The organism is Nonomuraea helvata (assembly GCF_039535785.1).
Lineage (GTDB): Bacteria > Actinomycetota > Actinomycetes > Streptosporangiales > Streptosporangiaceae > Nonomuraea > Nonomuraea helvata.
The window spans coordinates 1,202,445-1,215,669 of record NZ_BAAAXV010000009.1; the positions used below are offsets into that span (position 1 = coordinate 1,202,445).

Below are 13,225 nucleotides of genomic sequence, written 5' to 3' on the forward strand. Positions count from 1 at the left end.
TCTCCCGTCGAGTCCAGCGCCTGAGGAGTTCCCGGCTCCAGGGCAGCAGTACGCACCACGCGGGACACACCAGCACTTGTTATCGCACTCTAACGCACACGCCTCACGAGGCGACGGGAAACCCCGAGGTTAGCCGCGATGAATCCGCAGCGTAGCGAGGACATTCATCGCGGCACACGAGCGGAAGCTCGTCATTCAGATGCGTCGTGCCACTTCCGTTGCCCAGTACGTGAGGATCAGATCGGCCCCGGCGCGCTTGATCGCGACCAGCGATTCCATGATCATTCGATCCCGGTCGACCCAGCCGTTGGCCGCGGCCGCCTCGATCATGGCGTACTCGCCGCTCACCTGGTACGCCGCCACCGGCACGTCCACTTCGTCACGGACGCGGGTGATGACGTCGAGGTAGGCCAGCGCGGGCTTGACCATGACGGCGTCGGCGCCCTCGGCGAGGTCGAGCCGGACCTCGCGCAGCGCCTCGTTCAGCGGCCCGGCCGGGTCCTGCTGGTGGGTGCTGCGGTCGCCGAACTGCGGCGCGCACTCGGCGGCTTCGCGGAAGGGCCCGAAGAAGGCGGACGCGTACTTCACCGAGTAGGACAGAATCGGGACATTTCCATAGCCGGCCCCGTCCAGAGCCGCCCGGATCGCCCCGACCTGGCCGTCCATCATCCCGCTCGGCGCCACCATCTGCGACCCGGCAGCCGCCTGGGCCACCGCGATCGAGGCGTACCGCTCCAGCGTGGCGTCGTTGTCCACATCGCCGGACGGCGTGAGGATCCCGCAGTGCCCGTGGTCGGTGAACTCGTCGAGGCACGTGTCGGCCATGACCACGATCGCGTCGCCGACCTCGGCGTTCACGTCACGGAGCGCCACCTGCAGGATCCCGTCGGGATCGTCGGCGGCCGAGCCCCTGGCGTCCTTCACCGCGGGGATGCCGAACAGGATGAGGCCGCCCACGCCCGCCTCGGCCGCCTCGCGGGCGGCCTTGCGCAGCGAGTCGCGGGTGTGCTGGACCACGCCCGGCATCGAGGCCACGGGCTGCGGCTCGGTGATGCCTTCCTTGATGAACATGGGCATGATCAGGTCGGCGGCGTGCAGCCTGGTGCCTGCAACCATCCGCCGCAGAACGGGGCTGCGCCGCAGCCGCCGCGGTCGCGCGATGGGGTATTCGGCGCTCATTTGCCTCTCCTTCTGGCACCTCTGCGGTTCTGCGAGGGCTTGCGCGGGGTGTCGCCCGCGGCCAGGGCCGCCTGCCGCTGCTTGGCACCGTACTCGGCCACCGCGGCCGCCAGCGCGGACGCCGACGGCTTGTCGGCCATCACGTCCACGCGGAGCCCGAACTCCTCGGCCGTCTTGGCCGTCTGCGGCCCGATGACCGCGATCACCGTGACGTTGTGCGGCTTGCCGGCGATGCCCACCAGGTTGCGGACGGTGGACGAGGACGTGAAGAGCACGGCGTCGAAGCCGCCGCCCTTGATCGCCTCGCGGATGGGCGCGGGCGGCGGCGCGGCCCGCACGGTGCGGTACGCGGTGACGTCGTCGCACTCCCAGCCCAGCTCGGTGAGCCCGGCCACCAGCGTGTCCGTGGAGATGTCGGCCCGCGGCAGCAGCACGCGGTTGATCGGGTCGAGCATCGAGTCGTACGGCGGCCACTCGGCCACCAGCCCCTCGGAGGACTGCTCCCCCGACGGCAGCAGGTCGGGCTTGACCCCGAACTCGACCAGGGCCTGCGCGGTCGCGTCACCCACGGCCGCCACCTTGAGCCCGGCGAAGGCCCGCGCGTCGAGCCCGTACTCCTCGAACTTCTCGCGCACGGCCTTGACCGCGTTGGCGCTGGTGAAGGCCACCCACTCGTAGCGGCCGGTGACGAGCCCCTTGATGGCGCGGTCCATCTGCTGCGGCGTGCGGGGCGGCTCGACCGAGATGGTCGGCACCTCCTCCGGCACGGCGCCGTACGCGACGAGCTGCTCGGACAGGCTGCGCGACTGCTCCTTGGTACGGGGCACCAGCACCCGCCACCCGAACAGCGGCTTGGTCTCGAACCACGACAGCTTGTCACGCAGGCCCACGGCCTCGCCGACGACGATGAGCGCCGGCTCGGTGAACCCGGCGTGCTTGAGGTCGGCCTGCAGCCTGCCGAGCGAGGACACCACGGTGTACTGCTCGGTGGTGGTGCCGCCGCTGCTGACCGCGACGGGCGTGGTGTCGGGCTTGCCGCCCGCGATGAGGGCCTTGCCGATGGCCACCGCGTCGGACAGGCCGTTGTAGATCACCAGCGTGCCGCGGCAGGCGGCGTGGACGGACCAGTCCTGCTCCTGCGCGGCGTCCACGACGCGGAACTCGGGCACGGAGGTCGCCGGAGGGATGCCCGCGTACGTGAGCACGGCGGTCGCGGGCGGCACGCCGGGCACGATCTCGAAGTCCACCTCCGCCGCGGCGCAGGCCGCGACCTCCTCGGTGATCGAGGAGAACAGCATGGGGTCGCCCTCGCACAGGCGCACCACGAGTTGCCCCCGCTTGGCGCGTTTCACCAGGTCGTCCTTGAAGTCGTCGTCCTCGATGACCTCGACGCCTGCACGGCAGTGGCGCAGCAGTGGGCGGTGCGTTTCGTCGCCGAGCACCACGGCGTCGGCCTTGGAGAGCAGCTCGGCGGCACGAAGGGTGAGCAGGTTGGGATCGCCGGGTCCCGCGCCCACGAACGCGACGAAACCGGAGGTTGGACTATCGGAGCTCAATGGGATTGCTCCCCCATCAATCTGTCGGCCCCTTCGGCGATCATCTCGGCCGCGAGGCGGCGGCCCAGGTTCACAGCCTCCGAAGGAGAGCCGGCGGCGGACTTGCGGACCGCCTCGCGGCCGTCGATGGAGACGACCACGGCGGTCAGGTTCAGAGTGTGCCCGTCATCGACCGCGAAAGCACCCACCGGAGCGGAGCAACCGGCCTCGAGAGCCGACAGCACGGCTCGCTCGGCGGTCACCGCGGAGCGCGTCCGCGGGTCGTCGAGCACACTCAGGAACTCGATGAGGTCGGTCCGGTCGGACCTGCACTCCACGGCCAGTGCCCCCTGACCGGGAGCAGGCAGCAGCTCCTCCACCTCGAAGATCTGTGCGATGTCGGCCTCGCGGCCGATCCTGGTCAGGCCGGCCGAGGCCAGCACGACCGCGTCGAGCTCACCTGAGGTTACCTTGCCGATACGGGTGTCGGCGTTGCCCCTGATCGGGACGTACTCCAGGTCGGGGCGGAGCGCGCTGAGCATGGCGATCCGGCGCGGCGAGCCGGTGCCGACCCTGGCGCCCGGTGCCAGGTCGGCGAACTTGTGCGGGCCGACCAGCGCGTCGCGGTGGTCGTGACGGGCGGGGATGGCGGCCAGCGTGAACCGGGGGTCCTGCGTGGTCGGCAGGTCCTTCAGCGAGTGGACGGCGAAGTCGACCTCGCCCTCGGCGAGCTTGTCGCGCAGGGCGGTGACGAACACGCCCGTGCCGCCGAGCTGCGCGAGGTGGGTCTTGGTGACGTCGCCGAACGTCGTGACCCCGACCAGCTCGACCGCGCGTCCGGTGAGCCGGGTGTAGGCGTCGGCCACCATCTGCGACTGCGTGGTCGCCATCAGGCTGCGGCGGGTCCCCAGCCGCAGAGCTCCCGACGTCACAGCTCCACCTCCCTCACGGCCTCGGGCATCTTGGGATCGAGATCGAACAGCTCACGCAGCGCTTCCGCATAATGATCGCCTCCTGGGGAGGCGGCCAGCTGCTTGACACGCACGGTGGGCTCGTGGAGCAGTTTGTCGACGATCCGCTGCACGGTCATGGCGACCTCGTCTTTGGCCCGCTCGTCGAGGCTCGGCACGCGCATGAGGAGGCGCCCGAGCTCGGACTCGACCACGCTCGCCGCCTTGCTGCGCAGCGCCACCACGGTCGGGGTGACCTTGGCGGCCCGCTCGGCGTTGAGGTAGGCGCGCAGCTCCTCGGCGACGAGCCCGCGTACGGAGGCCACCGAGTCGCCCTCGCGGGAGCCGATGCCGGACTCCTTGATCGTCTCCAGGTCCACCAGCGTGACGCCCGGCACGGCGCGCACCGCCGGGTCGATGTCGTGGGGCAGCGCCAGGTCCAGGAGGAACGTCGGCCCGTTCAGCATGTCAGGGGTGACGATGTGGCGGCCCGCGCCGGTGCAGGTGATGACGATGTCGGCGCCGGGGAGCTCGTCGGCCATCGCGGAGAAGGGCACGGCCCTGCCGCCGACCGACTCGGCGAGCCGGGCGCCGCGCTCGAACGTACGGTTGGCCACCACGATGTCGGTGACCCCGGCGCGTGCCAGCGTGACGGCGGCCAGCGAGCTCATGGAGCCCGCCCCGACCACCAGCGCCCGCCGGCCGGTCAGGTCGCCCGCCAGGGCCAGCCCGGCGGAGACGAGGGAGGGGCCGGCCTTGTCGATGCCGGTCTCGTGGTGCGCCCGCTTGCCGATCCGCAGCGCCTGCTGGACCAGCTCGTTGAGGGTGGTGCCGACGGTGCCGTGGCGCTGCGCCAGCTTGAGCGCCTGGCGGACCTGGCCGAGGATCTGGCCCTCGCCCACGACCATGGCGTCGAGCCCGCACACCATGGAGAACAGGTGCTCGACGGCCCGCTCCTCGTAGTGCACGTAGAGGTGCCGCGTCAGCTCCTCGACCGGGACGCCCGAGTGGACGCCCAGCAGGCCGCTGACGGCGGTGACCGCGGCGTGGAAGCGGTCGACCGTGACGTAGACCTCGACCCTGTTGCAGGTCGAGACCACCATGGCCTCCGCGACAGAGGGATCCTGCTGCACGTCGTGCAGCAGCTTGACGAGCGCGTCGCCCGACACCGAGACGCGCTCCAGCAGGGCCACCGGAGCGGTCCGGTGGCTGAGTCCGACAGCCAGAACACTCATTGACTGTCCATCGCCATGAGTGGCCCCCCAGCCTTGCGTTGCTCGTGGAACGCGAGAATCTGCAGTTCTATAGATAGATCGACTTTACGGACATCGACGCTTTCCGGCACAGAAAGTACAACCGGGGCGAAGTTCAGGATGCTGGTCACGCCCACGGAGATCACGCGATCGCATACTTCCTGCGCCGCTGCCGCCGGTGTCGCCAGAACCACGATCGAGACTCCGCGCCGCTTGATGACGGCCTCAAGTTCGTCGATGTGTTCAACATTCAACCCCGCGATGGTGTCGCCCACGACTTCGGGGTCGGCGTCCACAAGCGCTGCCACCCGGAAGCCTCGGGAGACGAAACCGCCGTAGTTGGCCAGCGCTCGGCCGAGGTTACCGACTCCGACGATCGCCACCGCCCAGTCTTGTGTCAGGCCCAGCTCACGGGAGATCTGGTACACGAGGTACTCGACGTCATAGCCTACGCCCCGGGTGCCGTATGAGCCCAGGTGTGAGAGGTCTTTGCGCAATTTGGCGGAATTGACCCCCGCCGCCAGGGCGAGGTCCTCGGAGCTGACGGTCGCGATGCCCCGCTCGGCCATCCCGTGCAGCGCCCGGAGGTACAACGGAAGCCTGGCGACCGTCGCCTCGGGGATACCGCGGTCACGGGATTGGGACGGGCTCTTCACGGGCCGGAGCTCCAGGGGACGGGCGGCGTGGGGGCCGCGTGAACGGAATCGAACCGTCTTTCAGGTTAATCCCTTTGTGAACCGATGCACAAAGTCGTAGGGGTCCCGTGCGCCCATGCAGGGGTAGCTTGTGCGGTATGCATCGCATCACCTTGCTCGGCAAGCCCGGCTGTCACCTGTGTGAGGACGCGCGTGAGGTCATCGCCAGGGTGGCGGGCGAGCTCGGCGTGCCCTGGGAGGAGATCAGCATCGAGTCCTCCGAGGAGCTCCAGGAGAAGTACTGGGAGATGATCCCGGTCACGCTGATCGACGGCGTGCAGCACGACTTCTGGCGGGTGGACGAGGCCCGGCTGAGGGAGGCCCTCAGTACATAGCCGTGGGCAGCGGCACCACCTTGGCGGCGTTGACGTTCAGCTCGATGACGTTGGTGGCCAGCACCATCGACTGCCGCTCGTTGACGAACCTCTCGACGTGCGGCTGGCGCTGGTGGTCGCGGTAGGCGACCTCGTCGCGGTAGAGCTCGTAGACGATGCGCTGCAGGGGGGCCGACTTGACGGCGTGGCAGGCGTACACGAGGGTGTCGGGCTCGCCGCGCCGCACGGCCTCGACGGTCGCCTCGGCCAGCCGGTCGAACGCGTCCCCTGCGCCGTCCATGATCGTGAAGACGGTGAGCAGGCCGTAGATGTTCGGCGAGGGCTTGCCGGAGCCCGGCTGCTGCTGCTGCGCGGGCGAGAACATCTCGGCGCCCGGATAGACCGCCCCCGTCGCCGGCATGGCGTAGTCGGGGCGCTGGGGGGCCGGCGCCTGTCCGGCGGGCGCGCCGCCGTTCATGATGTAGCCGGTCGCGGGTCCCGCGTCGGGCGGCGGCGTCATGCGCGCGGCGTAGTCGACCTCCTGGTCGCCCGCGCGATATTCGGCCACCAGGTCGCCCAGCCCCGTCGCCCTGCGCGGCGGCGAGGGAGGCAGCCCGGGACCGCCGGAACCGCCAGGGCCCCCGGGACCGCCCGGCACGGGCTCGGACATGCCCATGTGGCTTGCCTGGGGCTGCGCGGGCCGCTCCTGGCGGGGCTGCGCACGCTCCTCGCGGCGCTGAGAGCGATCGTCCCGGCGTGCGGACCTCGGGTCGCGGTCGGAGTCGAAGTCGTCCTCGTCGTCGTCCTCGTACGGCGCCAGGGGCCGCAGCACGGTGTACCAGACAGCCGCCCCGGCGACGACGAGCAGCACGGTGGTGAACAGCGGGGCCACCGTGAACCTCATCGCGCCCACGAGCGCCAGCCCCGAGGGGACGATGACCGCGACCGCGTGCATGTTGTCGGTGTCGTACTCGTCGCCCTGGCGCCACTTGAGCCCGGCCACCACGAGCATGGCCAGCATGATCAGTGCGGCGATGGCGTGCACGCCGATCAGCAGGTAGCCAGGGAAGATCCCCCAGAAGTTCGAGCCCGCGGGCAGCACCTTGCCCGCCACCTCGGCCTTGAGCGGGTCGAAGATCATGATCGTGCCGGAGACGACGGTCAGCGCGATGCCGAACAGCCACGACAGGAACCTCGGCGGCACCTGCTCCACCAGCAGCTGGATCAGCCCGACCGCCAGCCAGAGCGGCACCAGCATCGACCCGGTCACCTGGTAGAGGCGGAACGTCACCTCTCCGAACCCGAAGATGTAGCCGACGCCGATCACGCCCAGTGAGACACACAGCGACGCGACTGCAACGGTCCAGGCGATCAACCACCCCTCGGACTCGTCGCGAAGCCGTTGGATCAGGGCGCCGGCGGCGACGGCGGCCATGAGCGCACCGGCGAAAGCTATGACAGCAACGAGGATCTCCATGGTGACTCCAATGCTGCCGGACTATGCCTCCAAGCCGGTAGCCGAAGAGGGAAGGGGCCGGATGACACCGTATCCGGCGATTACGCCTAGTCATGCCAGCAAGCTGTGGATTGTGGAATTTCCGGTTGATTTCTAGAGTGTTCGAGCACGCCGCACCCCTTACCCGTAGGGATACCGGATGCCTGACTCGTCACCGTTCGCCGGGCTGCTTGCGCCAGCGGTCGCTGCGCCTGCCCGGACGGGCGAGCCCGCCGTGCGCGAAGAAGTGCCCGACGACATCCGTACGCTGGTGCTGGATGCCAAGAGCGGATGCACGGATTCCTTTGGCACGCTCTACGACCGGTACGTGGACCTCGTCTATCGCTACATCTACTTCCGGGTGGGGTCGCACCAATTAGCCGAGGACCTCACCAGTGAGACCTTTCTGCGCGCGCTGCGCAGGATCGGCGACTTCACGTGGCAGGGGCGCGATTTCGGCGCCTGGCTCGTGACCATCGCGAGAAATCTGGTCACCGACCACTTCAAGTCGGGGCGCTACCGGCTGGAGATCCCGACAGGCGAGATCATCGACGTCCCGCTCGACGGCTCGCACATTCCGGAGAACGCCGTGGTCAACGCCATCATCAACGACCGAGTGCTGCGTGCCGTACGAGATCTCAATCCCGAACAGCAGGAATGCGTGGTCCTGCGCTTCCTGCACGGCCTCTCGCTCGCGGAAACCGCGCTGATCATGGGGAAGAAGAGTGGAGCGATCAAAGCGCTGCAGTTCCGCGCCATCCGGGCACTGGCCAGGGCACTCAAGCACGACCTGGCGTAACCTCCTCCATTCGCACCTCGTTAGGCAGATGTCACTACCGGATCCGTCAGGGAGCTGTCATGGGTAGGGCGCGCATTCGGCGGGAGCGCGTGCTCGAGCACCTCACGGAGCTGCGCGGCCTGCCTCTCGGCGGCGCCCCCGAGCCCGCCTTCCGCGAGCGCCTGCGGGAGCAGCTCCTCACCGGCGAGCTCCCGTCGGAGGAGCCGGAGGCGGCCGAGCGCCCGCGTCGCCGTGCGGCCCGCCGCCGGCCGCTGCTGCCGCAGCTGGCCACGGTGGGGCTGGCGGCGGCCATGATGGTCTCCTCGTTCGCCACGTACCAGTCGGTGCCGGGAGACTCCCTCTACCCGCTCAAGCGCGCCGCGGAGACCACGCTCGTACGCCTCAGCAGCGACGACGCCGAACGCGGCGAGCGCGAGCTCGACTCAGCCAAGACCCGGGCCAGGGAGGTCGCCACCCTGCTCGGCTCGTCCGAGGACGGCCCGCTGGTCAGCAAGACGCTGAAGGACATGGAGGCGTCCACGCGCTCGGGCATCAGCCGCCTCGAGCGGGCGGAGCCACGCTCGGGCAAGATCAAGAAGTTCGCGCGGGACCAGAAGAAGGTGGTCGGGCCCATACTCAAGCAGCTCGACGACTCTCAGCTGGCCCAAGCAGAGGGATACCTTGACTACATCGACGGTCTGGCCGCGCCTCACTAGGTAAGTAAGCTTTAGGCCCATGAGGCGGCTATTTCGACGACACCAGGTGGAGCCAGAGGCCGCCGGCGAGGCCGCGGCTCGGGCGGCGGTCACGGTCGCCCCGGTCGAGCGCGACCTCCAGGCGGCGGCCTTCTTCGACGTCGACAACACGATGATGCGCGGGGCCTCGATCTACCACTTCGCCCGCGGGCTGGCCACCCGTGGCATGTTCACGACGTCCGACCTGCTGAAGTTCGCCGTCGGGCAGGCCGTGTTCCGGCTGCGCGGCAACGAGAACCCCGAGCACATCGCGGTGGCCAGGGAGACGGCGCTGGCGTTCGTCGCGGGGGCCAAGGTCGACGACGTCGTACGCCTCGGCGAGGAGATCTACGACGAGGTCATGGCCGACCGCATCTGGGGCGGCACCAGGGCGCTCGCCCAGAGCCACCTGGACACCGGCCAGCGCGTCTGGCTCGTCACCGCCACGCCCGTGGAGCTGGCCCGGGTCATCGCGCAACGGCTCGGCCTGACGGGCGCGCTCGGGACGGTCGCGGAGACCAGCGACGGGGTCTACACGGGGCGCCTGGTGGGCGACCTGCTGCACGGGCCGGCCAAGGCCGAGGCGGTGCGCGCGCTGGCCCGCCGCGAGGGCCTCGACCTGACCCGCTGCACGGCCTACAGCGACTCGGCCAACGACCTGCCCATGCTCTCGCTGGTGGGCCAGGCCGTGGCCATCAATCCCGACAGCGAGCTGCGGGAGCACGCCAGGAAGCACGACTGGCCGATCAAGGACTTCCGCACCGGCCGCAAGGCCACCCTCACGGCCCTGCCCATCGCCGCCGGCGTGGGCGCGGTCGCGGGGGGCGTCGCGGCCGGCATCGCCCTGCGCCGCCACTATCGCGGCCAGTCGTGACCCATCAGCGAAGTTGCTTGAACAGCTGCTCGGCCTCCGGTTGCTTCCACTGCACCCGGTTCTTGTCCTCCGGGTGCGGCTCCCACGGCACCGTCACCAAGGACAGCTTGGTCCGGGACAGCTCGGTGGCCAGCTCGTACATGGACTCCACGCTCAAGTCGGTCTTGACCGACTTGCGCACCGCCCCCAGGAAGGACTTGAGCTGGTCAGGCGACTTCAACCCCGACCGGGCCTTCTTGAACATCGCCATCACAAGCCCCTGCTGCCGCTTGATCCGCTGGATGTCGGATCCGTCGTTGTAGTACCGCAGCCGCACATACCCGAGCGCGGCCTCCCCGTTCAGCATGCTCTTCCCCGCGGGCAGCTTGAGCTTGGACTTCTTGTCATCCACGGCCGTGGGCAGCGTGACCTGCACGCCCCCGAGCGCGTCCACCATGCCCTTGAAGCCGGTGAAGTCCACCTCCACCGAGTGCTGGATCCGCAGCCCGGTCAGGGACTCCAGGGTCCGCTTGAGACAGTCGGCCCCGCCGGTGTCGTACGCCGAGTTGACCATGTCGGTCCTGGCGGGCGACGAGCCGCAGCGCGGGATCGTGACCATGGAGTCGCGCGGGACGCTGACCGCCGTGGCCTGCCCGCGGTCGGCGGGGACGTGGACGATCATGATGGTGTCGGAGCGCTTCCCCAGTCCCTGCCTGGCCAGCATGGGCCCGTACTTGGCGTTCCCCTCGCCTTCCCTGGTGTCGGAGCCGATCACCAGGATGTTCCGCGCGCCGCTCATGTCCACGGCCTGCGACCCGGCGGGCGGCGCGGCCGTGTGGCGGTCGGCGATCAGGACGGTGGGCACGGCGACGGCGGTGGCCGTGGCGACGGCCACGAGCCCGGCCGCCCACCAGCCCGCCCAGCGGCGCCGTGGACGGGCGTGCAGCAGGCGCTCGCGCTGGCGGACGAGCGTCGCGGGCGGCTCGTGCCCCAGCTCCCCTCCGAGGTCCCGGAGCAGCTTCAGGTCGTCCATCGTCACTCCTCCTCCATGGGATTGGTGTCGCCGAGCGCGGCCCGCACCTTCCGCCTGCCCCTGTTGAGGCGGGAGCGCACGGTACCGACGGGGATGCCGAGCGCCCGCCCGACCTCCTCGTACGTGAGATCGCCCCAGGCGATCAGCAGCAGCACGTCGCGGTCCTTGGCGGGCAGCGCCGCGAGGGCCCCGGCCAGCTCTGCGCGGACGGCCTGCGCGGTGACCCCGGCCGCCACCCGGTCGGCGGGCGACTCGACGTCGGAGTCCACAGGGGCACGCAGGAAGGCGCGGTAGCGCGCGGCCTCCTTGCGGTGGTGCCGGGAGATGAGCTTGGTGAGAATGCCGAAGAGCCACGGCCGGGCGTCCGGGTAGGCCAGGTCGTAGCTCTTCCTGCGCGAGAAGGCGATCAGGAACGTCTCTCCGACGAGGTCCTCGGCGGGCTCGGGGCCGAGGCGTTTGGAGACGTACCTGTAGAGCATGGCGGAGTAGCGGTCGAAGAGCTCGGCGAACGCCTCGGGTTCTGTCCACGAGGCGCTCACGAGCTCCGAGTCCGCACCCCTGGTGGCGGGTTGCGTGATCATCTCCGCCCTTCTGTGGGGGATCGGTCACGGATGTCTCGCCACAACCCGCCGGGAGGGTTCACGCGGGAGACGTCAGAGCTCCTTGAGCTGACCTCCGTCGATCACGAACTCGGCGCCGGTCGTGCTGCCCGAGCGGGGCGACACGAGCAGCGCGACCGCGTCGGCGATCTCCTGCGGGTAGATGAGCCGCCCGGTGGCGAGCTTCATCATGGCAGGGGCGACCTCGGAGATCACGCTCTCCTTGTCGGAGCCGGCCAGGCCCGCGAAGACTTCGGCCGCGCCACCCTCCTTGGTCCACCAGTCGGTGAGCACCGCGCCGGGCGTGACCGTGTTGACCCTGACGCCCTGGGGGCCGTACTCCTCGGAGACGGCCTTGCCGACGTGGCTCAGTGCCGCCTTCGCGGCTCCGTAGTCGACGTTCGTGGCGCCGGGCTGCTTGCTCAGGGTGGAGGAGACGTTGACGATCGAGCCGCCGCCCCGCTCGACCATGACAGGCACGGCGGCGCGGATCATGCGTACGGCCGAGAACAGGTTGAACTCGAACATCGCGCGCCAGTCGTCGTCGTCGGGGGTCATGAACCCCATCCGCGGCAGCGTCACCCCGGGCGGCGGGCCGCCGGCGTTGTTGACCAGGATGTCGACCCCGCCGAACTCCTCCACGGCCCGCGCCACGACCCGTGCGGGCGCCTCGGGGTCCATCAGGTCGGCGGCCACGTGCACGACCTTGTCGGGCCATTCGTCCGAACGGGTCCGCGAGACGGCCACGACGTGCGCGCCCTCTTCGGCCAGGGTGCGCGTGATGGCCAGGCCGATGCCCTTGGACGCGCCGGTGACGACGGCGACACGGCCGGAAAGCTGAAGATCCATGAGGGTTCCTTTCGGTGGTCAGTAGAGCGGATCGTCCCCTTTGAACACCGAAAGGCCCTCGCCGGTTTCACAGCAGAGGCGGAAAAGCGTGACCTCTTCGCAGCCGCAGCTCGTTCAGCATCTGCTGGATGACCTCGCGTACGTGGTCGGTGAGGTTGAACACCAGCATGGGGTCGTCGGCCGCCGACGGCTCGTACTCGTCGGTGCGGATCGGCTCACCGAACTCGATCATCCACTTGGACGGCAGCGGCACCAGCCCGAGCGGCCCCAGCAGCGGGAAGAACGGCGTGATCGGCAGGTAGGGCAGCCCGAGCAGCCTGGCCAGGGACTTCAGATCGCCGATCTTGGGATAGATCTCCTCGGCCCCCACGATCGCGGTGGGCACGATCGGCACCCCGGCGCGGATCGCCGAGGCCACGAAGCCGCCACGACCGAACCGCTGCAGCTTGTAGCGCTCGGAGAACGGCTTGCCCACGCCCTTGAACCCCTCGGGGAACACCCCGACCAGCTCGCCCTTGCGCATCAGCCGGTCGGCGTCCTCGGGGCAGGCCAGCGTGTGGCCGGTCTTGCGGGCCAGGTGGCTGAGCACCGGAAGCTGGTAGACCAGGTCCGCGCCGAGCAGCCGCAGCGGCCTGCCGGCCTCGTCGTGCATGGCCACCTGCAGCATCAGCGCGTCGAGCGGCAGCGTGCCCGAGTGGTTGGCGACGACCAGCGCCCCGCTCTCCTCGGGCACGTTCTTCAGCTCGACCGTCTCGACCCTGAACCATTCGTTGTAGAGCGGCCTGATCAGCTCGAGGATCACCTTGTCGGTCAGCTCGGCGTCGTAGCCGAACTCGTCGACCTCGTAGTCGCCCTCGACCCGCCGGCGCAGGAAGGCGAGCATGCTGGCCACGCGATCGGGCTTCTCGAACGACGGCGCCGCGCTGATCGGGATCACGCGGGCACCCTCATGCGCAAC

Annotated in this window: 14 protein-coding genes; 4 read left to right on the forward strand and 10 right to left on the reverse strand. The window is 69.7% G+C overall.

From position 1 onward, the window contains the following. Positions 1 to 195 precede the first annotated feature (195 nt). From hemB to ABD830_RS38470, 5 genes are read right to left on the reverse strand one after another with little or no spacing between them, the layout of a single operon-like run. Positions 196 to 1,179 (reverse strand): porphobilinogen synthase, encoded by a 984-nt coding sequence (gene hemB, locus ABD830_RS38450; protein WP_344998622.1) that lies wholly within the window; start codon positions 1,177 to 1,179, stop codon positions 196 to 198. Then, positions 1,176 to 2,741: a bifunctional uroporphyrinogen-III C-methyltransferase/uroporphyrinogen-III synthase gene (locus ABD830_RS38455; protein WP_425567251.1), complete on the reverse strand. Its 1,566-nt coding sequence runs from the start codon at positions 2,739 to 2,741 to the stop codon at positions 1,176 to 1,178. Before ABD830_RS38455 ends, hemB begins: the two co-directional genes overlap by 4 nt. Next, positions 2,732 to 3,646, reverse strand: coding sequence for a hydroxymethylbilane synthase (gene hemC / locus ABD830_RS38460; protein ID WP_344998626.1), 915 nt, complete (start codon positions 3,644 to 3,646; stop codon positions 2,732 to 2,734). The genes ABD830_RS38455 and hemC overlap by 10 nt, the downstream gene beginning before the upstream one ends. Next, the gene (locus ABD830_RS38465) at positions 3,643 to 4,899 is read right to left on the reverse strand and encodes a glutamyl-tRNA reductase (protein ID WP_344998628.1); all 1,257 of its coding nucleotides are present in this window, start codon (positions 4,897 to 4,899) and stop codon (positions 3,643 to 3,645) included. The genes hemC and ABD830_RS38465 overlap by 4 nt, the downstream gene beginning before the upstream one ends. Further along, on the reverse strand, positions 4,896 to 5,573 hold the full coding sequence (locus tag ABD830_RS38470) for a redox-sensing transcriptional repressor Rex (protein WP_344998630.1): 678 nt from the start codon (positions 5,571 to 5,573) through the stop codon (positions 4,896 to 4,898). The genes ABD830_RS38465 and ABD830_RS38470 overlap by 4 nt, the downstream gene beginning before the upstream one ends. Before the next feature lie 137 nt (positions 5,574 to 5,710). Here ABD830_RS38470 and ABD830_RS38475 point away from each other — a divergent pair, with 137 nt between their 5' ends. Next, complete coding sequence (locus ABD830_RS38475; protein ID WP_344998632.1) at positions 5,711 to 5,947, forward strand: glutaredoxin family protein; 237 nt, start codon at positions 5,711 to 5,713, stop codon at positions 5,945 to 5,947. On the opposite strand, the gene ABD830_RS38480 is transcribed toward ABD830_RS38475, so the two are convergent. After that, positions 5,937 to 7,403: an antibiotic biosynthesis monooxygenase gene (locus tag ABD830_RS38480; protein ID WP_344998634.1), complete on the reverse strand. Its 1,467-nt coding sequence runs from the start codon at positions 7,401 to 7,403 to the stop codon at positions 5,937 to 5,939. The two genes, ABD830_RS38475 and ABD830_RS38480, sit on opposite strands and share 11 nt — an antisense overlap. Before the next feature lie 178 nt (positions 7,404 to 7,581). On the opposite strand from ABD830_RS38480, the gene ABD830_RS38485 reads away from it, so the two are divergent. Genes ABD830_RS38485 through ABD830_RS38495 form a run of 3 tightly spaced genes read left to right on the forward strand, consistent with a single transcriptional unit; the run spans position 7,582 to position 9,807 of the window. Further along, positions 7,582 to 8,220, forward strand: a complete 639-nt coding sequence (locus ABD830_RS38485; RefSeq protein WP_344998636.1) for a sigma-70 family RNA polymerase sigma factor — start codon at positions 7,582 to 7,584, stop codon at positions 8,218 to 8,220. A gap of 59 nt (positions 8,221 to 8,279) precedes the next feature. Beyond that, positions 8,280 to 8,915 carry a DUF5667 domain-containing protein gene (locus ABD830_RS38490; protein WP_344998638.1) on the forward strand — a complete coding sequence of 212 codons (636 nt, stop codon included), beginning with the start codon at positions 8,280 to 8,282 and terminating at the stop codon, positions 8,913 to 8,915. Between the two features lie 19 nt (positions 8,916 to 8,934). Further along, positions 8,935 to 9,807, forward strand: a complete 873-nt coding sequence (locus ABD830_RS38495; protein ID WP_344998640.1) for an HAD family hydrolase — start codon at positions 8,935 to 8,937, stop codon at positions 9,805 to 9,807. Between the two features lie 4 nt (positions 9,808 to 9,811). Here the strand turns inward: ABD830_RS38495 and ABD830_RS38500 are convergent, their stop codons facing one another. The 4 genes from ABD830_RS38500 to ABD830_RS38515 form a co-directional block, all read right to left on the reverse strand. After that, a complete protein-coding gene (locus ABD830_RS38500) occupies positions 9,812 to 10,819 on the reverse strand; it encodes an LCP family protein (RefSeq protein WP_344998642.1) in 1,008 nt (335 codons plus the stop codon). Between the two features lie 2 nt (positions 10,820 to 10,821). Next, entirely contained in the window at positions 10,822 to 11,400 is a 579-nt protein-coding gene (locus ABD830_RS38505; RefSeq protein WP_344998644.1) for an RNA polymerase sigma factor, read from the reverse strand. Positions 11,401 to 11,472: 72 nt separating this feature from the next. Further along, positions 11,473 to 12,267, reverse strand: a complete 795-nt coding sequence (locus ABD830_RS38510) for an SDR family NAD(P)-dependent oxidoreductase (protein WP_344998646.1) — start codon at positions 12,265 to 12,267, stop codon at positions 11,473 to 11,475. Positions 12,268 to 12,334: 67 nt separating this feature from the next. Further along, positions 12,335 to 13,204, reverse strand: a complete 870-nt coding sequence (locus ABD830_RS38515; RefSeq protein WP_344998648.1) for a lysophospholipid acyltransferase family protein — start codon at positions 13,202 to 13,204, stop codon at positions 12,335 to 12,337. Positions 13,205 to 13,225 lie beyond the last annotated feature (21 nt).